Here is an 18923-nt window from a genome sequence, read left to right on the forward strand (position 1 = left end):
AAAATTGTTACCCAAATTAACGAAAAAAAGATATGTTATTTTACTTCATCTCTTTTTAAAATAAGTTTTTCGGTGGCTATGGCATCTTCTATACCGGAAAAAAAACTTATAAATCCAAATTTTTCCAACAACTTCTTCGAAGCTTTGTTTTCAGGATCTATAATTCCAATTACATTTTTAGTAGGATCTATGGAAGTTGCTAGCTCGAGCATATGCGTGCAAATCTGTGTACCGTATCCTTTTCCCCAAAATCGTTCTTCCAGTATATAACCTATTTCATAGACGGAGGGATCTTTTGTGGAATCAACTAATTTGCATTCACCGATTTTCAGTTGAATTTCGGAATCCAAAATCTGAAAGTAACCTAATAAATTATCCGATTGGTTGATTTTTAAAATAGACTCAAACTTTTTTTTTGCTTCTACTTCAGATAATCCTTTTCCCGTAATGTATTTCATTACACTATCGTCCTTGACCCGATTATAGAAATCCGGAAAATCTGTCAATTGGTATTTTTTGAATTTGAGTTTGGCTTCCATGCTATTCAAACTTAGATATATTTGCTTTAATTAACAATTATAATTGTGTTGAAAAGAACAGCAAATTATGGAATCAGAGAGAACTCTTGATGAAGTAAAAGGTGTTACCTATCTTTATTTCTAAATATATAAAAATGTCAAAAGAAAAGGACTATGTTATTCCTTCAAATGCCCGTATAGGACACGTACATTTAAAAGTGTCCAATCTCGAACGAGCGCTGGAATTTTACCGTGACCTATTAGGTTTTGAGCTCACCACGATGTACGGCGATCAGGCTGCGTTTCTATCCGCAGGAGGTTATCATCATCATATTGGATTGAATACATGGCATAGCAGGGGCGCTGGGTCAGCGCCTGCAGATGGTGTAGGCTTATATCACACGGCAATTGTTTACCCGAGTAGAAAAGATTTTGCTTTTGTCGTCGATCGTCTGCGGCGAGCATATTATCCATTGACAGGAGCGGCTGATCATGGTGTTTCAGAAGCATTGTATATGAATGATCCCGATGGCAATGGGGTAGAATTATATTGGGATCGCCCCAAAGAACAATGGCCACATCATCCAGATGGTTCTTTGGAAATGTATACCCGTGCGCTGGATTTGGATGATTTATTGAAAGAACTTAATGAAAGTTAAATAAATATGTTTGTAATTGATCAACAAACACTTTCCAATTTAACTTATTAACTTTACCTATCAATTGGTTTCAGGCATAGCTGAAGAGAAGTTAGGAATGTAGCTTCTACAAAGAGAGAAAATATTTGAAATTTTGAAGTCAATCGTTCCGAAGCAAGGTTAAACTATGTTAACCAAGGGAACATGGGATATGAATCAAGGTGTTAGGTTGATTTAATCTGAATTGAGTCGGATCTTGTGTTTTATTCCCAAACTAGTCTTTTCGTTTTTTTTCGGCTTGTTTCAATTTTTTGTCAGCCCTTTTTTCCTTGAAGTTTTTTACCGCGGTCTTTTTTCCAGTATCCTTCTTTGCTCCTTTATCTTTTGACATGATGTTTTTATAAAGTAATGTTTTTTGTAAGGTAATGTTTTTAAAGATACGATACAGTGATATCTTTAAATATAACAATTAAAATGACGGTTCGATGTTTATAGGAACAAAGTCCGTGTCTTAATCTTAAGAAGAATTTTAACTAACTGTTAGTATAATGTATGATTGTTTGCCCTTGCACGGCTTATCCAGGCCAGCAGCTGGCTGAGGATTAAAAAGAAAACAGTAATACCGAATACATATAGACTTACCCCGATTGCCCCCCCAGTCTTATCAGGATCAAGAAAAGGATAAGGATACCACCCCGTAAACGATGCACGGATAAATGTATAAATAAGCCACAGGAGCGGAAAGATAAGCCAGAGCAATGAACCACTCGATGTGACGACAAGTCTGGATGGCCACAGTAGCCACCAGACTGTAATAAAGAATGGCCCCAATTGGTGCAATATAAAATTACTCCAGTTAAAGTGACCGGGGTTTGGGTTTACGTCTGTATCCTGCAATAAAAGTGCATATACAATTCCTGTTACCATCATATAGAGAACAGCTGACCCACGAAGGTATCGGAACCATTCTCCCAACCTTTTCTTTTTTAAAATTGCTAGTGCCGCTATAAGGTAAGTGGCGGTAGCAATAAAGTTGCTCTGTACGGTAAAAAAACTGAACCTGTTCCACCCATAACTAGGGGAACTGGGGTCGACATTCCATGCATTCCATGGTGTTACGGCATATGTGGTGAGCATCGCCATCACAATCAATATGATCGCATTTATCCATTTTATTTTATGTGGTAATTCGGCTTTTTTCATTGGTTTTTCAATATTTCACGGCGATTAAAGATAACGGAAAATTTTTATTAAAAAAAGGTGAATAGCCTCTTTACGATATGATCCAAATCTTTTTTATCAGTTTTTAATCGAATTTGAAAGCTCTATTGATTGAAACTATTAAATAAAAGATGAAAATTCTTTTGTTTTTAAATTTATTATCGTAATATTGCGATGTAAATAAATACAGAAATGGGAGTTACAAAAACAGAGATATATAAAGACGAACAAAACAAGTTAGCATCGCTTCTTAAAGTTCTAGGACATCCTGCTAGAATAACTATCCTGCAATTTATTATCAACCAAAAATCATGTATTTGTAATGATTTGGTTGAGGAATTAGGATTGGCACAGGCAACGATTTCACAACATCTAAAAGAATTAAAAGGTATCGGAATTATCCAAGGTTCAATAGACTGGAAATCTGTTTGTTATTGTATTGAAGAGAAAGTATGGAAAGAATTTCAAAAAGACTTCAATATCTTTTTCAATCAGGATGTGAAAGTACACCAGTGCTGTTAAAATCTTTTTTTTATTTTAATATCGTTATATCGCTATATAACATATGTATACTTGAGTTATTCATTTTTTTTAGAATTTAGTTATTATGAAATTATCAGAAATCAAAGAAATCTTACCAGCATTGGAGAATGTTGAATTTCAATTAGAAAACGGAACATTTGTTCCCGAACATTTTCATGTTACGGAAGTGGGACAAATCATTAAAAATTTTATCGATTGTGGTGGAGTACTCCGCAAGGAAAAAACAGTCAATTTTCAATTGTGGAATGCTGATGATTATGAACACAGATTGAAACCGGAAAAGCTATTAAATATAATTAAACTTTCAGAGGAAAAATTAGGAATAGAAGATGCTGAGATTGAAGTAGAATACCAAAGCGATACTATTGGTAAATACGATTTGGATTTCAACGGAAATACATTTGTATTGAAAAATAAAACCACTGCCTGTTTAGCTCAGGATGCCTGTGGTATCCCTTCCGAAAAAGAAAAGAAAAGCTTGTCCACGTTAACTGTAAATCAATCCTCTTGTTGCGCTCCAAATTCCGGGTGTTGTTAAACCTTCAAATTAGATATTATGTATCCGATATTATTAAATACCATTCAACAATTACAATGGGACCAAATCAATAATGATGCGCGTAAAAGTACTTTACAGCCATTAATTGATTTTATTCAGCAAAAAATAAATAGCAAGCAAGAAATAAATCTCAATTTTATTTGTACCCATAATTCCCGTAGGAGCCATTTATCACAGATTTGGGCACAAGTAGCCGCTTCTCACTTCGGTATTCAGAATATAGCGTGCTATTCGGGAGGTACTGAAGAAACGGCATTGTTTCCAAAAGTAGCAGAGACGTTATCCGATAACGGATTTCATATTTTCCAGATTAGTGAAGGCAATAATCCTGTATATGTCATAAAATATAGTGAGAATTCTCTACCAATAATCGGGTTTTCTAAAAAGTATGATAGTCCTTTTAATCCTGTATCCGCTTTTGCGGCTATAATGACTTGTTCACAAGCTGATGGTGGATGTCCGTTTATCGCTGGAGCTGAAAAAAGGATTCCCATTACATTTGAAGATCCTAAAATTTCAGATAGCACTTCCGAGCAGACAACGGTATATGCAGAAAGAAGCTTACAGATAGCAGCAGAAATGTTTTATGTCTTTTCAAAAATTACGAATTAGCCAATGCAGAAGTGTTACAGTTGAATCAATGTAAAAAGAGTATACGGTTTAAGTCAGATCAGGTCTTATCTTTTAGGTATAATTTTATTTAGTTGCGGAACTTTTGTGTAACCATCAAACCATAAATGCCACCATCAAGGATGCCGATTCCCACGCGACCGAATGCTTTTCGAAGTATGTTGGCACGATGTCCCGGCGAATTCATCAATCCATCATGAGCCAAGGGGAGGGTTTGTGCAAGTGCTAAATTTTCGCCTGCCGTGAGAAACCTGATGTTAGCCGTACGTATGCGATCAAAAGGCGTCTTCCCGTCCGGTGAAATGTGTGAAAAATACCTTCTTGCAAACATATCTTCCGAGTGTTGGCGGGCTACAGGTGTCAATTCTTCATCTAGCTCGAGCGCCGGCAGGTTTGCTTTTGCCCGCTCTTCGTTTACAAGATTGAGCATCTGGCTTTCCAAATCTGGTCTCGGTTTTGGATTTTCCGCTGCAAAGGGAAGTTTTATACTTTCAGACGATTCAGGCGCTATGGTCATTTTATTGATGGAACGGTTTACCGCTTCAAGTGCCGGGGCGAATGGCCGCTCAATCCGGACCAAACCATCTGTCAGCCGCTCTGCGATTTTACTTTTCCGTGTTTGTAACGTTAGCGTTTCCGACAAGGGCAGTAAAAGTAAAAGAGTGGAAAGGATAGCGGCATAGAGCAATCCCGTGATGACACCGGGTACAAATCCTAAAATGGCGTTCAATCGATGTTTCTGTATTTTCAACGGGATAGCGTTCAAGGCCTTGGTTGCAAACAGTGACAGGACAGAACCAGTGATAAGCAACGTGAGCAGGAATGACAAAGGCATTGCCCATATACCGGCTGTGATATTAGCCTCAAAAAAACGGGCTACATGTCTATATAATGCGAAAGTAACTAGCAAACTTCCTAGCCATGAGACCAGCCCAGTCATTCCCGCAAAGAAACCCCTAGCCATCCCACTCCATACAGAGGTCAGGAAAATGAGCAAAAGTATAATATCGATCATGTTCATACTGTTTCGATATTACAATTAATACAATTAAATGTTTTATTTAAAAGGAAATTATTATGTAAGTGTTACAGTGTAGCGACCTATAGAAGCCTTCAAAATGCCTATTTCGACTATAGAAGAGTTTATCAATCGTATTGCTTTTCAAACTAATTCGCTGTTCATTTTTTTCGTTTGTAATGTAATTGTATCAATCCCGTATCAAATGTTTTTGTAGTTATAATTTCAAGTATTTGCTCAGGTCTTCCGTCTTTAAATAGTCTTGTTCCGACGCCTAATAAAACTGGTATAACCGAAATTATTAACTCGTCTATTAGGTCGTGATTTAGTAGTTCATTTATTATTTCTGCACCCCCGTCACAATAAATATTTTTTCCACTTTCAGCTTTTAATCGTTTAACCAAATCGGTCAAGCTTCCTGTGTAAAAATTGGTTCTGCCTACGCTCGGCCTTTGAGTTCTTGTTATGACATAGACATTTCTTTGTCCGTCATCGTAGTGAGAAGATCCGATTTCTTTAACCACATAATCAAAGGTTTTTCTACCGATAATTAAAGTGTCTATTGTGTTTATAAATTTTGCGTAACCATAGTCTTCTCCTTCTTTTTCTACTAATTTCAAGAAGCTAAGGTCATCATTGGGTTTAGCAATGTAACCGTCCAAACTTGTTGCAATGAAAAGTGATAATTTTCGCATTTCTTTTTATACTTGTTCAGTTCGCCGGAATGAAAAGATCCGGACGTTTCTTACTATGTTGGTTTACGATTCGTTCGTGCTCAGGAACCATTCAATTTTTTATCTGTTAATATATGCTTGGCCAAATGCTAAGAATAGTTGGGAAAGCATGCATATTTTGGGATAAATTTAAGCATTCGAATTAGGACGGGGCTGGGGGCCACGTTTGTAGATAATCAGTCCATTAAGGAAATTTCGGAGTAGTTGATCGCCGCAAGGTTTAAAATTTGGATGGTCTTCTTTGCGGAATATTGCACTTAGTTCAGTTTTCGTCACCCTGAAATCCACTAAGGCTAATACTTCAACAATATCGTCGTCAGTAAATTTTAAAGCTACTCGAAGCTTTTTCATAATATCATTGTTGCTCATGATGTAAATTTATGAAAACTATGCTAAAAAAACATATCTTTTGAGGAATAGTACTGCGTAGAACTCCATTTTTATGGTTTTCCAAATCGTAACGGAAAATCTATTATTCGTTCAGGAGGAATCAATTACTGTCAGCGAATTCGTCAACCTGGTTTTTAGAAAGTGTAACTCAATCTGTGTCCTTGGATACCGCTGGTCGACTACGAAAATACCGAGCAATGCGGATCGTATTGTGCTATCTGTTCACGATAGTCCTATCTCCACATTTCACGATTACCGAAATGATGTTAATGCACTGCCAAGAATTTTTACACGTTTTGCCCATATTCGGTACGATATAAATAGCTGTACGAGGAATATGGAAATAATAATAGCCAGTGAAATATATTTACCCGGGTTAAAGTTTACTCCGTTGAAAAAAAACAAAAGAAACCCAGAGAGGTAAATCTGTCTGGTAATAATGGAAGCGATAGCGTAAACTTTAACTTTAGATTTGTACCTGTTTAACGATTCTCGAATATTAGTTCCCTGCACCGGGTATTTAGCAATGCGATAACCCAGAAGGTTGTGAATAATGGGTATAAGCACAGATAGTACAAGCACGATATTAATCCATACTGGTTTTTTGTCACCGTCGAACATAGAATAATAGCATATCAGAAAAATGCTCCATGCAATGATTTCGATGGTCAATTGTTTTCTAATACCGCTAAGAACAGGGTGCATTTTTTCGGATGCCATGTCGCGAATTTCCTGATCGGAAACTCGTGGAGATTCCACTGTGCTCCATGTAGTCTTTATGTCGTTCAGTTCCATTATTAATTGTTTAATAAGTTTTTAATTTTGATTTTAATCCTGTTCAATTTGACACCAACATTATTTTCACTTATTCCTATTATTTCCGCTATTTGTTGATAGCTCAAATCCTCAAGGTATAGGGTAATTATTGCCTTTTCGGCATCATTAAGCCTTTTTAGCGCATTGAATAAACGCTCTTGACGAAAGGCAAGTTCTTCATCGGCTGTTCGTCTGCCAGATCGTGCAAGACAGGGGAGTACTCAATTGCATGTTTCTTTTTACGGAATGAGGCAATTGCAGTATTCAGCGCAATGCGATAGATCCAGGTGCTGATTTTAGACTCATTTTTAAATGTCTGATGGGATTTCCAAAGTTGGAATGTTATTTCCTGAAAGAGGTCTTCACGATCCTCGCGGATATCGCGGTACAGGCGACATACTTTATGGATAATTCCCTGATGCTCACTTATAAGTGCTAAGAACAAGGCTTCATCCATCACTATCTTTTATTAAAGGTAATAATTTTGCAACCCGCTGTATGTTCGTTTTATTCATATTATCTGAATTTCCTAATAAGTAGCGGAAATATGAAAAAACTTACAGCGTTTTATTAAATATTTTGAGTTTGCTAAAGGAGGCATACCTAAAGTCATTTGATTGGGACATGATGTAAGTTTTGCTGTTGCTGTATAACGAAGAGTCTAAAATCATAAAAACATGAAACAATTTGGATTAAACACCTTAGAAAGAAGTCCGTTGGCAATCCAGACAGTCGCAATAAAGAAGTTTAAAAGCACATGTTTTTTTATGACCGTCTTTTTCTCGTCATCTCCATTCTGTCAATGTATCGGTGTCTTTTTGAATTTAGGTCCCAGTTTTTAAGCTTTGCATCGGGCAGGATTATTACAAGGCCGAATGCCAAGCTAAACTACAAATTTAAAGTGAATTCTTTCAATAAGGAATTGCTTTAAAAACTTCGTCAATATAAGCTCGTTAAATAACTGTCCGAGTATGCCAAAAGACGATTGAAATTCAAAAGAATGTTTCATGATTACTTTATCATCCATCTGTATGAAACTATGCTCGTGATATATGGATTTGAAAGCCCCTTTTACCTGTTCGTCAACAAAATAGTTTGGTCTATCACTTATAGATATGGATATTTCCGATATCTTATCGGGATAATGGATAATAGTTCTGTATTACCGTCTGCTTGGAAAATTAGTAAGCGTGGTCAGCTGTCCCGATTGGGGGAAACGATCCATTTTTTACACCCCGAAAATCGCGTACGCATGTGGAGAGAGGGGAATGTTTTTCAGGTGGAAATTTGGCTCCATGAGGTTTTTTCAAACTTAGGTTATAAAATGTTTACATATTGCTTATCAAATGGCTTTTTTGTTTCACGCTTTCGCGAGGATGATATCGATAATCTTCGAAAAAACCTTCTCTCTTTGAAAACAGGTATTCAATCATTGAAAAGCCCCGTTTACTCATTTTCAAAAAACGCTCTTTCTTTATCGTATATATTTAAATATTCAATAGGGGTGACCTATTGATTACTAAAGATGAACAAATCTATATCGACTATGAAAATATTATTGCGTTTTTCGGGAATTCTTGTGCTGCTATCCATTTTTGCCGGCATCACCAATTGTACCAAGGAAGGTGTTGTTGGTCCGCAGGGGACAGAAGGATCGGATGGTTCAACAATTTATAGCGGAACCACGGTTCCTGCTCCGGACCTGGGTAGGGAGGGTGATTACTATTACCGTGTGACTACGAGTGATTTTTATGGGCCGAAACTGACGGAGGGATGGGGAAACCCCACGAACCTACGGGGTGCCGTTGGTGAAGATGGACAACCGGGAGACCCGGGGCCAACGGGCCCTAGCGGTGCCAATGGCACTAAAATTTGGAGCGGGACAGCGATGCCAGCAACTTCTGTCGGTGCCGTGGGAGATTTCTATTTCCAAACAGGAACAGCAAATTTTTACGGTCCGAAGACCGGCAGCGGCTGGGGCACACCGGTTAATTTAAAAGGTGCGGCTGGGTCCAAAGGCGAAAATGGATCAATTATTATTAGTGGTGCAGCGGTGCCGACTACTAGCGTGGGTGCGATAGGCGATTATTACTTCCGCGCGTTGACAGGCGATTTCTACGGCCCGAAAACAAATGCCGGATGGGGTACTCCGACCAGTCTTAAAGGAGCAACGGGCGCAACAGGAACGGCGGGTGCTACCGTACTAAGCGGTACGGCAACGCCGACGCTTACCCTGGGACGTACCGGCGACTTTTATGTCAATATAAGCAATGCAGATTTCTATGGACCGAAGACAACAACGGGCTGGGGTACGCCGCTAAATCTCCGTGGCCCTGCCGGTCCACAGGGCCCTCCGGGCAAAGATGGCGAGCCGGGAACAGCAAATGTGATTTATAGTAATTGGTATCTTGCAGATGAGTATATACAGGCCGGATATGGGATTCCTGCACCACAACTTACGCAGGCTATTGTAGATCGTGGACAGATTTTGGTGTACAGAAGATATATAAGTGGGAAGAATACTGAGTTTGTCGAACAGATTAGTGGGGAATCAAGCAATGCCTATATCTATTTTATGGTCCAACCCGGCAATATTTTTATCTATTCAAGCGGTACACTTGTTATTGACGGCTACCACGCTTTTCGGTATGTCTTGATTCCAGGCAGTATTCAGGCAAGTGCTAAAATAAACTTCAGAGACTTTAACCAGGTGAAGGTTGCATTTAATATCCCTGATTAGCAGGTTCATCTAACTTCATATTCATGAAAACGATTTACTATCTGTTGCTCATACTTAGCTATTGCCACATCTAACACGTCCCTTGACCGGTTGGGGTTATCGGAGATGGATTGGGTTGATACCTAACCGGGTAAGGTTAGGCCGTAATCGATTAGAACTATTGCCTAGACCAACAGTATTAAAGGTTAACGAAATTGTGTTGGTATTTAAGTGGTTATGATTAGAGGTTAACGCGATAAGATTAGTCCTTGACCGGATTGAATTAAATGTAGACTCAATTGCGTTGGTATCTAATTGGGTATAGTCAACGCTTCATCCTGCACCATTAACCCCTGATCAGATTAGGTTATCGGTAGATCCGACCGGGGTGGTACCTAAGCGGAAATAGTTAGTGTTCCACCTCATATCACTAACGGGCAACCGGATCAGTTTAACGGTAAACCGTACCTGGTTGGCACCTATCCGGGTAGGGTTAACGGGCAATCTGATACGGTTACTCCATGACCGAACCGGATCGTATGTCGACCCAATCGGCATAGCACGTAACTGGTTAAGGATAGTCCTCGATCCGATGCGGAGCAGCATGAACCTGATTCGGAAAACCTAGATAATAAGCCATTATATTCGACTTTGTTCAATCTTGATCAGCGGAGGATCAATCTTGGTCAATCTTGGTCAAATTTTCGTATTCCCTTTTTCTGCTGGCCACCTTTGGGTATGAAAACGATAAACATACCCACAAGAGCTCCACCATCTGTCTCAGATTGGGTGAAGCAATCCGTAAAAAAAATACACGCTGTTTAAGACAGCTTCACGACTTTACCTACCTATGGCAGGCAATATCACTGCCTACAGCCAGGCAAGCAGTTTAACATTTAAAAACAAATATCATGAGAACAGAAAGAGTGATCTCAAATTATAAAGACCTGTCAGACGATGAACTGGCAGCATTAGCGGGAAAAATTTTAGGCGCATTAACAGATAATGCTAATTTTCCCGATCCTATACCGGCGCTTGTGGATTTAACAACGCTCGTAAATGACTATCGGTCCAAACATGAAATTGCCATACGTGGTGGCAGCGTATTGGATATTCGGATCAAGAACGAAAGTAGGAAGTATCTGCTTTATCAGTTGGGTCAACTGGCACATTATGTAAATACCCAATCGGCAGGTAATCTAGCTGTGCTGACCAGTTCGGCTATGATTTTGGCTAAACAGCCTACCGGTAGGCAAGTACCTTACACCATCGAGCGGGTTATCTTGAAAGACGGTAGCCTAAGTGGACAGATGCGGGTGGATTTTACCCCACAGAAGGGCGTCTGGGAGTACGAAATCCAGGTCGGGGAATGGCCAAGTGATGCCATGGATACTATATGGGGACAGTCTTATTTTACGACGACCTCGAGAGGCAACATCGTGGCACCGTTAATCCCCGGCACGAAGTACTACGTCAGGGTACGTGCGCGAAACGCAAAAGGCAGTAGTGACTGGACAGAAGCGGTATCGATGATTGTGAGATAGGGAATAGGGGTTAGAGACTAGAAATCAGGAATCGGGTAGCCGAAATCGAATCCCTGCTATCTGGTTCCGGTTTCTGGTTCTCCTATCTCTAATATCTCATATCTTATACCTCACATCTAATATCTAATTCAAAACAAATGACAACACTACAAACAAACGCCCCTTGGTCTATCCAGGATATGCTTGGGGAAATCGGAATAAAACAAGAGCTGGGCATGTTGCTATTATGGCTGTTCACGCTCTTCCTTTTTGCAGGCAGAATCCTGCAACTTATTGATCCTACTGCAGGTATTATGGATGTCGGTATTTTATCCGTTTTGATACTGGGTCTGCTCGGCGGTTTACTATCTATTTTCTGTAGTCTATGGTTACAGGAACTGCTTTGGCAGCCGTTTAATATGTTTCGTAAACATTTAGGTAATCATTTTAATCAATTGACATCATGGCAACAATGTATTCTCTATTTCTCGGTTTTCTTTTTAGTCCTGTATGCCCTTTTGTGGGCGTTGGCAATAGCGATGTAACCGAAGGCGAATTTACAAATCCGCATCCTCGACATTGTCCAAAACGAACTTGGTGTCAAGGAAGCGACGGGCAATAACGACGGCAAACGTGTCGAGAGATATCTGACGTACATTCATCTTGACAAAGGACAGCAATGGTGTGCTGCATTCGTATCCTGGTGCTATGGACAAGCCGGTTTGTCCGAACCACGGAACCCCTGGAGTCTGCTACAAGAGGTAAGCTATGGGTAAAAAAGTCTGTCTTATATAATCGTCTTTGCAAGCAGACCCATGACAGCACTGTTCATCATCTTAATACCGTTGCGATCTCTTGGAAGTCCGATGTATATCAAGCTATTCGTACAAGAAGGTATTGGATTATTGTCATCCTTGAGGCAGATGCACTGTTAGTCTATAGATGGCGCCGCCGAATATGCCCACAAAAAAAAGCAGCAGATAAACACGAATGTTATCTGCTGCTTTTAATAGGAAGAAGGATTGTTCATCCTCCTTCTAAAATTATGCTACGCGTACGTTAACTGCATTAACGCCTTTTTTGCCGTTTTCTACATCGAATGTTACGCTGTCGTTTTCACGTACATCATGGATTAAACCTGATGAATGTACGAAAACATCTTGACCACCACTTGCTGGTGTAATAAAACCGAAACCTTTGGTAACGTTAAAGAATTTTACTGTTCCTTCTTGCATTGTATTATTGTTTATTGATAAAAAAAATTTCTTTTTGGCTATCGCCATTATTACGCTAAAGCGGACTTTATCATAATAATAAATCAATTTGCTAGCAAGAGAAAGGATGTTTGTAATTTTATGAGACTTGAAAGCTTCCAAGTTTAAAAAGGTACTGCATACGTTATATTGACAACAAAAATTAGCAACTGTAAAAGCGAAGACTGAAGGAGAAGAGTAAACTTAACGGTCTCAGAAAAGCGTCGGCAGAGCCTGATTATAATCCAAAGGTATATATAATTTATTGAAAATAAAAGAGTTTTGTTTTTTTATCATCAAAAGGCGGGGAGATGTTACTGCTGACAGGTTTTGGCAAAGAAGAAAAACACCGCCAGCCATACCAATCCTTTGACCAGAAAGAAAAGGAAAGCCCCGACACCTACACGCTTCAACCATAGCCTAAGCTTGCTGCTTTTTGGATCTTTAACTTTGATTTCTTCTTGTGGTTCCATGTACGTAAAGATAAGTAATAGTGGCTAAGTGCGCAATATAGGTTTTAAAAAGGTTTAAATTTAAAATATTGTTTAACAACAGGAATTGTGTAATCGTTAGTTTGATAATACTGATCTGGTTCGCATATCTTGTCCGGTCTGCTGCTTGCTTGAGGTTTAAGGTGCTTGTTTTTTGACGACTGTCCCGCGATATCTGCAAGTACTGCTTGCAGGTACAGTTCCTGTGGGTCACCAAGCGGGAGTGAGTTATCGCCGCTCACTTCGATATCTACTGGCATACCATCAAAATAATCACTCCAACCATCGGCATTACGAATTAGGAAACTAGCCAAGTATACGGTGTAATTGTCAATCCGGATAGGGAAGAAACCCACGGGTTTACCGTAAGTCCGCTGTCCGACGAGTTTGACCGAAAGGTGGGGTTTGAGACTGCTGATCAACAGCTCGGCTGCCGAAGCCGTACGATTAGAGACGATAAAATAAAGTTGCGTGATACCTTCGAGTGCACCTTTTTTGCTAAAATAATGCGTGTTGGCGATTTCGCTGTAATCGATATCTGCCATGGTGGCCAGCCGGCCATTATAGTACACGCTTTTACCGTGGACATCTAGGTACGGCTGATATTGCAGAATGGTAGCCTGTTTGTTCTGCATGCGACCATTAAACTGTTCGCTGAACATGACTTTACCTTTTACCGAAGAAGGAGCAATCAGATTGGCAAGATATTCCGCACTCTCCACGTAACCGCCACCGTTGGAACGCAGGTCGACAATAAGATGACTGCTGCCGGCAGCGGCGATCTCGGCAAAAGCCTCGTCGAGTTCGTTTTGTATATTGCTAAGTTGCGGAAACGAACTGATAGCGAGGTAGGAAACTTTCTTGCCGGCTATTTCCAGGTGCTGGCGCATGTTGAGGCCTACTCCTGATTCGGTATTGGCCCTGGCCGAAGAAATACTGTTGCCTGTATAGCGCTCCACGTAGGAGTACTTTGCCCTGGTATCAATATTGGACCACTCGTAAGCTTGTCCATCGGTGCGTAACTTATATTGGCTGATATCGTACAGTTCGAGTTGGTAGGCCGTTAATTCTGGAGTGATACCACCATAGCGCTTGCGTGGATTGAAATCGGTATAAGGAGGGAGAGCGTCATTCCAAAGGTAGGCCTGGCGTGCGTACAAAAAAATTGAATCCAGGGTAAGTTCTTGTCGCGTACCTGTAGTAGGGGAGATGAGCGCATCGGGTGCAACATTTGGTGTAGAATCTTCTTTGCCACAGCAAGGAAACAGCAAAAATAGAGGTATGCTGAAAATAATGAAAGTTGGATAAAAAGGATACCTGTTAGGCAACATAATAATAAGGCTGGTCAAATTATCAAAAACTTCCCTTGAACCAATAAAAACAAGGGAAGTTTGGAAAACGTACTAAGATGGAAGCTATTACTCGACTATTTTGATGTTATGCGGATAATACCCGGTACCGTTTGTCGCCAGATTCGAACCATGATAGGTGAGTCGGATCTGTAAACCTGGGTCGCTTTCTAAATTAATACCCGTAGGTGCGTCTGCCGGAACCTCAAAAGAAACCTCATTATAAGCTTCGTTGGCGCCCATATAGTTTAATGTTAAGAACGATATATAACCCGTGCCAGGATCAATATAGTAAAAACGTGAGCGGTTGATACCGTACTGTTCGCCGTAATGCCGGATTGGAACAGTAAAGGTTTCTCCTCGTTTAACTTCGATCGTTTGTGTGTGATTAAAATAAATATAAGGTACACTTGGTTCTTCGGTGACGGTTATCATTTTTGTACTGCTTTTGACAGGTACGTTGTATTTGTTGACGACCTTTGCATAATAATCTCCGGCTGGAATGCCTGATCCGTCGGGCTGATCGGCAATAAAATTAATTCCACCGACCGAAACCTGTGCGCTATGAATTACCTTAAATTCTTCATTGTTGTCGTTAACTAGGAAAAGGCTGTCCGAACCATCTCCTGCAGTATTAAACAGATTAATAGTATATTTTGTTCCTACTTGTACATTAATGGCAGTTTCGTCGACGAAAGAAGGCAATAGGGCCCCGTTTATTAATTTAATGGTATAGGTCTTGGCTGTACCATTCTGGGCGGTTACGGTATAGGTCGTTCCGTCTTCCAGTGGTATGTTTGCGCCAGAAGCTGGAGAGACCGTCGCATTCCTGGATACGGTTATTTCCGGATTGACGGTTTCTGGAATAGGCCACTCGGTACTGCCAGGCCATACAATATGAATGGTTGAACCATCGATAATCCCCGCAATAGTGTCTTGTCCGTTATAATAACCTATTTTAAAAGAAGTAATCTCAGTGTAAGGTGTGGGAGCGGTCTCGTATTCTTTGCTACAGGAACCCAATACGCCTGTTCCGATTAACAAAAACAGATAAGCTACAGGATATAAATATTTTTTCATTGTCATGATTGTTAAAGCGGATTAATTATTGTAGAAAATGCGGATTGGATTTTCCAGCGTGGTCTCGCGACTGTAATACCGAAGTTTAATGTGGTACAAACCTTCTGGTGGGGTATTTGTATAAACCTGATCTCGTCCACTTCCCACTACGCGTCCTTCGATATTGTTTAAATTCAGGAGCATATAAGCAGACGAAATGATGGGAGGTACGCCTGATTGTGCCAGCTTAAACTTATACGCTGTCCCATCCTGGCTGATCAGACTTGCTTGAGCCAGCTCAAGGTCGAATTCAAAGTTAGTCGAATATGGGTAGGTACTTAAGGTGTTATATATGTATATGTAGTTTGTGTTCAGCCAATTAGTTTGATCATAGCTTACTGGATTAGTGGGGTCTGTGGTCACCTCATTCATTAGCAATGGGGGTTGATTGGTTTTAATCAGCAATCGGTAGGTCGCTGTACTGCCATCTGTGGCGGTAACAGGATAGCTGATTTCTCGTGTAGAGCCTTCGGCAAAGTAGGTGAGTACATTCGTGATCAAGGTATCGGATCCAGCTTTTAATGTGCTACCTTCGGCTACGGTAATTTCAGGTTCTAATGTATTGAGATACTGGCCTGCGGGTATAGTAAGCGTAATAGTCTTGTCATTTTCATTGATGGCGCCTACGATTTCCGCTGCCGTATTCACAATCTTAAAACTGCTGATGCGTGCCATGGGTTCTTCCTCGTAGGGTGTAATTTCTGTTTTGGTGCATGCACTAATAAGTCCCATGCTTATCAAGGCGACAGATAGTATCGCTTTGTATCCGAATTTTAATCTAGATGTTTGTAAAGTTGTATTCATCATATTTTTTAAATAAACCGGTGTCAATAGATCTTGACACCGGAATTTTACTATAGTATACCAAATAAACTATTGCGTTGTTCCTGACCTACAGTTCTGCGTAGTCAAAACTCATAAAAGGAAAGTTGGTGGCTGCAAACCCTGAATTTGGTATCTCATCTTTATAGACACTATTTAGACGGATTTTCCAATCACTGCCCGTACTTTTATTTACTAGAATATAGGTGCGCGGTTGATAGCTTGACATAATGTGGACACTGATGTCGTAGATATACCATCCGGCACTACTTGGATTTCCAGTTCCGCTTGTACTGTTAGCTCCCGCCGTACCTGAGGGAATAAGTGTTCCTCCTGTGGAGCTTACACTTCCAAATGCGGTATTTACATAATACAAATCATACTTTGCGGTGTTTACGGTAAAACTGGCATTTGCTGTTCCGCTAAATAGGAAATCATAATTTCCGGAAGTACCTCCATCGTTATTGCCTAGGTCGTAATAGTATGTACCAGCGGGGTTCGCCCATTGCGTCGTATCTACCAAATCGGGAACTGTTCCCTGATGGAAATTTCGGGCACCGTATACACCGGATGAAATTGTGGTAAGATACCCTTTGGTATTTGCTGCCGTAAAGTTGGCTGTGCCGCCTATGGCTGGAGGTGTAACTGCTAAGCTATTTGCCTGTAAATCAGGTGCGACATCGTTGTCTTTATTACATGATGCTGTTAAGCCGATAACAGCAAGTCCAAATGCAATTGTTAGTAATCTAAATGATTTTTTCATTTTTTTTCTGTAATTTTGCCGCTTCAAGAGGGGCCGGTTAATGAATAAAATTGTTAATTAGTCTTCATGTACCGGATGTACCTGCAACGTATATCCGGTTTTTTATTTGGTATATATAGCGTTTACTTTTATTTAATCTCAAACTTGGTACTTCCCGCCGGTGCAAGTATATATTCAAAGGTGAAATAGACTTTGGGCGACGATCTGGTCCATTCTGATCGCTCAAACTGATCCTTATAAAGTGATATTAACTTGATCTTAGCGTAATTTCCTTTTGCCGTGCGGACGATGACGGTACGCGGAGGAACGACTGTGCCATTCTTTAGTGTTAAAGGACGATCAAGTGCGTAAGCCACATGTTGATTTGCGTAAGCACCGTCACGCACGATTATACCAGCGAAATCATAGAGGTACCAGCCTATTCCTTCACCAAATTCTCCGTAATTATCGGTGCCGATGAGGTTGCCGCCGGTCTTAAACTCACTGTCGACAGGTATATCCGTAACTTCGTCAAAGGGTTTTTCTATAATTGCAATACCTCCTTTGGCCGTATTTCCGTATCCAGAGTTGGTAGAGTTGCTGCCGTTGTTGCCAGATACAAAGCTATTTAACAAGCCGCCAAAAGCCAGGTCCCAACGGTTGGTTTGTTGATATTTTGCTTCCATGGGCTTATTGTTTTCTAAACTATAATATATAGCTGCTGCTGCAGACTCGAAATTGTTGTCCTGCGTTCCTTGAAAGTTCTCTACCCGAATAAGTTTATAGAAATTGGACTCATCGGAAGGTGTTGTATCATCTGGTATCTCTTCTTCGTCCTGTCCGGGGTCATTTCCCTTGTCACAGGCTACAAATCCGATAACTAAAAATGCAAGGAAGACGTAGGTTATGCTGACAGCTGCCTTTTCGATGTATTTATTAATATCCATAATTTCTTTATTTTTATTTAAAATCATTCTAAATAATAACAAATATAATAGCTTTACTTAAGAGGTAATGTATGAAAAGTGATATTTCGTTTATGAAATTCGGTTTTTGTGGAAGCTGAAAGTAAGTGTTAATTTACAGATTCTTGCTGCCATCCTGTTGTACGTAATACCGGAAAGTATAGTAGGGGGCAGGCCAATTCATATTGGTGACCGCTGGTGGATTACCTTTATAGGCGTTGATAAGTTGTAATTTAGCATATTTTCCGTCGGGTAATCGGATAGCATAGGTTCTATCTGGCAAGGCCTGCATAATGTGGGTACTTAAGCTATACCGAAACCAGCCATACGACGATTCAGAAGACGCCCAGCCGATTTTGGTAACCTCGCTTTGATCAAATTCTTCATCGCTCGGCGCTGCGATCACGCTTTGATAAGATTGTTTCAATAGTACCACAGCGCTATGACTTGCTGGACCTTCATATCCAGGATTGAATTTGTCGTTGGCATTATTGACATATACCTCCGAGTTGTAAGGTCCCGTAAAAGCTAAATCCCAATCGTTGGTTTTAAGCCATTGCAAGGAATCTTGTTGTGTTTTGATCCAAACTTGTTTTTGATCACGAAAACGGAAGAGAAAGGTATAAAAGGGTCGGTTTTCCTTTCCTTCTACTCCCTCAGCCATAGAGGCCTCTACATCGCCTGCCAAATCGTAGATAACAGTGCTTTTTCCATCTTCCAACGCTGGACGCGGATCCTCATCTTTGTCGCAAGAAGAAAGCGAAAGGATAAACAGTAATCCGAAGGATACCTTGCCTAGCAAGAAGATACTTCGGCATTCATTTAATATTATTTGTAGTGTTTTCATTGCTCTTTGCTCTTTTATCTTAATCT

The 18923-nt window shown here is 40.2% G+C and carries 24 protein-coding genes and 1 pseudogene; 8 read left to right on the top strand and 17 right to left on the bottom strand.

Annotated features, from left to right (window positions below; translation table 11 throughout):
- Nucleotides 1-35: 35 nt before the first annotated feature.
- Nucleotides 36-539, bottom strand: a complete 504-nt coding sequence (locus tag FAZ15_RS02530; RefSeq protein ID WP_136899734.1) for a GNAT family N-acetyltransferase — start codon at nucleotides 537-539, stop codon at nucleotides 36-38.
- A 134-nt stretch (nucleotides 540-673) separates the two neighbouring features.
- Here FAZ15_RS02530 and FAZ15_RS02535 point away from each other — a divergent pair, with 134 nt between their 5' ends.
- Complete coding sequence (locus FAZ15_RS02535) at nucleotides 674-1177, top strand: VOC family protein (RefSeq protein WP_136899735.1); 504 nt, start codon at nucleotides 674-676, stop codon at nucleotides 1175-1177.
- A gap of 519 nt (nucleotides 1178-1696) precedes the next feature.
- On the opposite strand, the gene FAZ15_RS02540 is transcribed toward FAZ15_RS02535, so the two are convergent.
- Complete coding sequence (locus FAZ15_RS02540; RefSeq protein WP_136899736.1) at nucleotides 1697-2359, bottom strand: Pr6Pr family membrane protein; 663 nt, start codon at nucleotides 2357-2359, stop codon at nucleotides 1697-1699.
- A gap of 210 nt (nucleotides 2360-2569) precedes the next feature.
- Between FAZ15_RS02540 and FAZ15_RS02545 the strand changes: the two genes are divergently transcribed.
- The 3 genes from FAZ15_RS02545 to FAZ15_RS02555 all read left to right on the top strand — a co-directional run bounded on the left by FAZ15_RS02545 (nucleotide 2570) and on the right by FAZ15_RS02555 (nucleotide 4091).
- Nucleotides 2570-2899, top strand: a complete 330-nt coding sequence (locus FAZ15_RS02545; protein WP_136899737.1) for an ArsR/SmtB family transcription factor — start codon at nucleotides 2570-2572, stop codon at nucleotides 2897-2899.
- A gap of 85 nt (nucleotides 2900-2984) precedes the next feature.
- Nucleotides 2985-3458, top strand: a complete 474-nt coding sequence (locus FAZ15_RS02550) for a DUF6428 family protein (RefSeq protein WP_136899738.1) — start codon at nucleotides 2985-2987, stop codon at nucleotides 3456-3458.
- 18 nt (nucleotides 3459-3476) lie between these two features.
- Nucleotides 3477-4091 (top strand): arsenate-mycothiol transferase ArsC, encoded by a 615-nt coding sequence (locus tag FAZ15_RS02555; protein WP_136899739.1) that lies wholly within the window; start codon nucleotides 3477-3479, stop codon nucleotides 4089-4091.
- An 88-nt stretch (nucleotides 4092-4179) separates the two neighbouring features.
- Here FAZ15_RS02555 and FAZ15_RS02560 read toward each other — a convergent pair whose 3' ends face one another.
- The 6 genes and pseudogenes from FAZ15_RS02560 to FAZ15_RS02580 all read right to left on the bottom strand — a co-directional run bounded on the left by FAZ15_RS02560 (nucleotide 4180) and on the right by FAZ15_RS02580 (nucleotide 7524).
- The gene (locus tag FAZ15_RS02560; protein ID WP_202912296.1) at nucleotides 4180-5124 is read right to left on the bottom strand and encodes a CvpA family protein; all 945 of its coding nucleotides are present in this window, start codon (nucleotides 5122-5124) and stop codon (nucleotides 4180-4182) included.
- Nucleotides 5125-5288: 164 nt separating this feature from the next.
- A complete protein-coding gene (locus tag FAZ15_RS02565) occupies nucleotides 5289-5822 on the bottom strand; it encodes a dihydrofolate reductase family protein (protein WP_136899741.1) in 534 nt (177 codons plus the stop codon).
- 168 nt (nucleotides 5823-5990) lie between these two features.
- Nucleotides 5991-6230, bottom strand: a complete 240-nt coding sequence (locus tag FAZ15_RS02570; RefSeq protein ID WP_136899742.1) for a DUF1456 family protein — start codon at nucleotides 6228-6230, stop codon at nucleotides 5991-5993.
- 273 nt (nucleotides 6231-6503) lie between these two features.
- A complete protein-coding gene (locus FAZ15_RS02575; RefSeq protein WP_136899743.1) occupies nucleotides 6504-7046 on the bottom strand; it encodes a hypothetical protein in 543 nt (180 codons plus the stop codon).
- A 2-nt stretch (nucleotides 7047-7048) separates the two neighbouring features.
- A pseudogene (locus FAZ15_RS22785) lies at nucleotides 7049-7201 on the bottom strand (RNA polymerase sigma factor); the annotation flags it as partial.
- Between the two features lie 2 nt (nucleotides 7202-7203).
- Complete coding sequence (locus FAZ15_RS02580; RefSeq protein ID WP_238387126.1) at nucleotides 7204-7524, bottom strand: RNA polymerase sigma factor; 321 nt, start codon at nucleotides 7522-7524, stop codon at nucleotides 7204-7206.
- Nucleotides 7525-8613: 1089 nt separating this feature from the next.
- Between FAZ15_RS02580 and FAZ15_RS02585 the strand changes: the two genes are divergently transcribed.
- The 4 genes from FAZ15_RS02585 (at nucleotide 8614) to FAZ15_RS02600 (ending at nucleotide 11854) form a co-directional block, all read left to right on the top strand.
- A complete protein-coding gene (locus FAZ15_RS02585; RefSeq protein ID WP_136899744.1) occupies nucleotides 8614-9807 on the top strand; it encodes a collagen-like domain-containing protein in 1194 nt (397 codons plus the stop codon).
- Between the two features lie 391 nt (nucleotides 9808-10198).
- On the top strand, nucleotides 10199-10414 hold the full coding sequence (locus FAZ15_RS02590) for a hypothetical protein (RefSeq protein WP_136899745.1): 216 nt from the start codon (nucleotides 10199-10201) through the stop codon (nucleotides 10412-10414).
- Between the two features lie 283 nt (nucleotides 10415-10697).
- On the top strand, nucleotides 10698-11330 hold the full coding sequence (locus FAZ15_RS02595; protein WP_136899746.1) for a fibronectin type III domain-containing protein: 633 nt from the start codon (nucleotides 10698-10700) through the stop codon (nucleotides 11328-11330).
- A gap of 137 nt (nucleotides 11331-11467) precedes the next feature.
- On the top strand, nucleotides 11468-11854 hold the full coding sequence (locus tag FAZ15_RS02600; RefSeq protein ID WP_136899747.1) for a hypothetical protein: 387 nt from the start codon (nucleotides 11468-11470) through the stop codon (nucleotides 11852-11854).
- Nucleotides 11855-11866: 12 nt separating this feature from the next.
- On the opposite strand, the gene FAZ15_RS22790 is transcribed toward FAZ15_RS02600, so the two are convergent.
- The 9 genes from FAZ15_RS22790 to FAZ15_RS02635 form a co-directional block, all read right to left on the bottom strand.
- Nucleotides 11867-12025, bottom strand: coding sequence for a hypothetical protein (locus tag FAZ15_RS22790; protein WP_238387127.1), 159 nt, complete (start codon nucleotides 12023-12025; stop codon nucleotides 11867-11869).
- A gap of 327 nt (nucleotides 12026-12352) precedes the next feature.
- Nucleotides 12353-12544 carry a cold-shock protein gene (locus FAZ15_RS02605; protein WP_136900099.1) on the bottom strand — a complete coding sequence of 64 codons (192 nt, stop codon included), beginning with the start codon at nucleotides 12542-12544 and terminating at the stop codon, nucleotides 12353-12355.
- 332 nt (nucleotides 12545-12876) lie between these two features.
- Nucleotides 12877-13035: an alanyl-tRNA synthetase gene (locus tag FAZ15_RS22670; RefSeq protein ID WP_202912297.1), complete on the bottom strand. Its 159-nt coding sequence runs from the start codon at nucleotides 13033-13035 to the stop codon at nucleotides 12877-12879.
- Nucleotides 13036-13079: 44 nt separating this feature from the next.
- Entirely contained in the window at nucleotides 13080-14384 is a 1305-nt protein-coding gene (locus FAZ15_RS02610; protein ID WP_136899748.1) for a S41 family peptidase, read from the bottom strand.
- An 87-nt stretch (nucleotides 14385-14471) separates the two neighbouring features.
- On the bottom strand, nucleotides 14472-15482 hold the full coding sequence (locus tag FAZ15_RS02615) for a hypothetical protein (protein WP_136899749.1): 1011 nt from the start codon (nucleotides 15480-15482) through the stop codon (nucleotides 14472-14474).
- A gap of 21 nt (nucleotides 15483-15503) precedes the next feature.
- Nucleotides 15504-16328, bottom strand: a complete 825-nt coding sequence (locus FAZ15_RS02620) for a hypothetical protein (protein ID WP_136899750.1) — start codon at nucleotides 16326-16328, stop codon at nucleotides 15504-15506.
- A gap of 85 nt (nucleotides 16329-16413) precedes the next feature.
- Nucleotides 16414-17106 (bottom strand): hypothetical protein, encoded by a 693-nt coding sequence (locus tag FAZ15_RS02625; RefSeq protein ID WP_136899751.1) that lies wholly within the window; start codon nucleotides 17104-17106, stop codon nucleotides 16414-16416.
- Nucleotides 17107-17234: 128 nt separating this feature from the next.
- Nucleotides 17235-18032: an HmuY family protein gene (locus FAZ15_RS02630; protein WP_162304850.1), complete on the bottom strand. Its 798-nt coding sequence runs from the start codon at nucleotides 18030-18032 to the stop codon at nucleotides 17235-17237.
- Nucleotides 18033-18165: 133 nt separating this feature from the next.
- A complete protein-coding gene (locus FAZ15_RS02635; protein WP_238387128.1) occupies nucleotides 18166-18897 on the bottom strand; it encodes an HmuY family protein in 732 nt (243 codons plus the stop codon).
- Between the last annotated feature and the right edge of the window lie 26 nt (nucleotides 18898-18923).

Origin of the sequence: Sphingobacterium olei (genome assembly GCF_005048855.1) — a bacterium.
Classification (GTDB): domain Bacteria; phylum Bacteroidota; class Bacteroidia; order Sphingobacteriales; family Sphingobacteriaceae; genus Sphingobacterium; species Sphingobacterium olei.

Bases quoted from the DNA above. Each gene is read 5' to 3' on its own strand.
- FAZ15_RS02530 (WP_136899734.1), bottom strand. From the start codon at position 539: ATGGAAGCCAAACTCAAATTCAAAAAATACCAATTGACAGATTTTCCG.
- FAZ15_RS02535 (WP_136899735.1), top strand. From the start codon at position 674: ATGTCAAAAGAAAAGGACTATGTTATTCCTTCAAATGCCCGTATAGGA.
- FAZ15_RS02540 (WP_136899736.1), bottom strand. From the start codon at position 2,359: ATGAAAAAAGCCGAATTACCACATAAAATAAAATGGATAAATGCGATC.
- FAZ15_RS02545 (WP_136899737.1), top strand. From the start codon at position 2,570: ATGGGAGTTACAAAAACAGAGATATATAAAGACGAACAAAACAAGTTA.
- FAZ15_RS02550 (WP_136899738.1), top strand. From the start codon at position 2,985: ATGAAATTATCAGAAATCAAAGAAATCTTACCAGCATTGGAGAATGTT.
- FAZ15_RS02555 (WP_136899739.1), top strand. From the start codon at position 3,477: ATGTATCCGATATTATTAAATACCATTCAACAATTACAATGGGACCAA.
- FAZ15_RS02560 (WP_202912296.1), bottom strand. From the start codon at position 5,124: ATGATCGATATTATACTTTTGCTCATTTTCCTGACCTCTGTATGGAGT.
- FAZ15_RS02565 (WP_136899741.1), bottom strand. From the start codon at position 5,822: ATGCGAAAATTATCACTTTTCATTGCAACAAGTTTGGACGGTTACATT.
- FAZ15_RS02570 (WP_136899742.1), bottom strand. From the start codon at position 6,230: ATGAGCAACAATGATATTATGAAAAAGCTTCGAGTAGCTTTAAAATTT.
- FAZ15_RS02575 (WP_136899743.1), bottom strand. From the start codon at position 7,046: ATGGAACTGAACGACATAAAGACTACATGGAGCACAGTGGAATCTCCA.
- FAZ15_RS02580 (WP_238387126.1), bottom strand. From the start codon at position 7,524: ATGGATGAAGCCTTGTTCTTAGCACTTATAAGTGAGCATCAGGGAATT.
- FAZ15_RS02585 (WP_136899744.1), top strand. From the start codon at position 8,614: ATGAAAATATTATTGCGTTTTTCGGGAATTCTTGTGCTGCTATCCATT.
- FAZ15_RS02595 (WP_136899746.1), top strand. From the start codon at position 10,698: ATGAGAACAGAAAGAGTGATCTCAAATTATAAAGACCTGTCAGACGAT.
- FAZ15_RS02600 (WP_136899747.1), top strand. From the start codon at position 11,468: ATGACAACACTACAAACAAACGCCCCTTGGTCTATCCAGGATATGCTT.
- FAZ15_RS02605 (WP_136900099.1), bottom strand. From the start codon at position 12,544: ATGCAAGAAGGAACAGTAAAATTCTTTAACGTTACCAAAGGTTTCGGT.
- FAZ15_RS22670 (WP_202912297.1), bottom strand. From the start codon at position 13,035: ATGGAACCACAAGAAGAAATCAAAGTTAAAGATCCAAAAAGCAGCAAG.
- FAZ15_RS02610 (WP_136899748.1), bottom strand. From the start codon at position 14,384: ATGTTGCCTAACAGGTATCCTTTTTATCCAACTTTCATTATTTTCAGC.
- FAZ15_RS02615 (WP_136899749.1), bottom strand. From the start codon at position 15,482: ATGAAAAAATATTTATATCCTGTAGCTTATCTGTTTTTGTTAATCGGA.
- FAZ15_RS02620 (WP_136899750.1), bottom strand. From the start codon at position 16,328: ATGATGAATACAACTTTACAAACATCTAGATTAAAATTCGGATACAAA.
- FAZ15_RS02625 (WP_136899751.1), bottom strand. From the start codon at position 17,106: ATGAAAAAATCATTTAGATTACTAACAATTGCATTTGGACTTGCTGTT.
- FAZ15_RS02630 (WP_162304850.1), bottom strand. From the start codon at position 18,032: ATGGATATTAATAAATACATCGAAAAGGCAGCTGTCAGCATAACCTAC.
- FAZ15_RS02635 (WP_238387128.1), bottom strand. From the start codon at position 18,897: ATGAAAACACTACAAATAATATTAAATGAATGCCGAAGTATCTTCTTG.